Genomic DNA, 1,138 nt, shown 5'->3' on the forward strand with positions numbered 1-1,138 from the left:
CGCGGCGAGTACGCCGGTCAGCAGGGCGGCACCGGCCGCGGCGAGTCTGCACGGCCAACCGATTCTCTCCGGCACTGGTCGGCACGCCCTTCGGAACAGCCCAGGACACGAGCACACCGTCCCGCTCGAGGCGAACGTCGTAATGCAATCGTCTGGCGTGATGTTCCTGGATCACAAAGGTATTGCCCGCGCTCTCCTTGGTCACCGCAGCAGGGATCGGCTCCGGTGTCCGGTCGGCCGACCGCTTGTTGCGATAGTGAGTCAACGTGTCGGCTACAGCCGCCGAGACCGGCGGATCCAGATCGCTCAGCAGATCACCGTCGGATTCGACGCGCTCCAGAACCTCGTCGAACAACAGATGCCGTAGTTTCGGATCGTCGAGTTCATCCCAACTGCGCGGCGCGGCAACATAGGGTTGATCGCGACCGCGCATCGAATACGGCGCAATGGTTGTCTTGGCTGCGTTGTTCTGACTCCAGTCCACGAAAATCTTGCCTGCCCGGACATTTCGAGCCATCGTCGCGGTGACGAGATCCGGGTGAAGCTTCTCGAGCCCGGTGGCGATCTGCTTGGCGACAGTCGACGCACCACTGCCGTCCAAGGCTCGATCCAGTGGAACGTAGAGGTGAATTCCCTTGCTACCACTGGTTACCGGATAGGCAGTCCACCCCAGAGTTGCGACCAGATCGCGAATCGACCTCGCCACCTCGGCGCACTGGGTCAACCCGACGCCTTCGCCCGGGTCGAGGTCGAATACCAGTCGTGTCGCCGGACCACGCTCGGAACCGTCGAATCGCCATTGGGGAACGTGCAATTCGAGTGCGGCCTGCTGACCCAGCCACGCCAGGGATGCAACGGAATCGAAGATCGGGTAGGTGACGACACGATCAGAATGTTGCAGCGACGCACGCGTGAGCCACTGCGGGGCTGACGACGCAAGGTTCTTCTCGAAGAAGGACTGACCGTCCACACCGTTGGGCCAACGCTTACGAGTGCCCGGCCTACCGACGACATGCGGAAGCATGACTGCGGCGATACGGGTGTAGTAGTCGATGACTTCGGCCTTCGTGGTGCCGCTCTCGGGGTAAAGGATCTTGCCCAGATTGGTCACGGACACCGTTGTGCCGTCGAGCGTGAT

Annotated in this window: 1 protein-coding gene; it reads right to left on the reverse strand. The window is 62.1% G+C overall.

What is annotated here, in order from left to right:
* The coding region (ligD, locus tag ABT116_RS48850; RefSeq protein ID WP_351648038.1) for a non-homologous end-joining DNA ligase at positions 1–1,111 on the reverse strand (1,111 nt) is incomplete at its 3' end.
* Between the last annotated feature and the right edge of the window lie 27 nt (positions 1,112–1,138).

Origin of the sequence: Streptomyces sp. NPDC002130 (assembly GCF_040296465.1) — a bacterium.
In the GTDB taxonomy this organism is placed as follows: Bacteria; Actinomycetota; Actinomycetes; order Streptomycetales; family Streptomycetaceae; genus Streptomyces.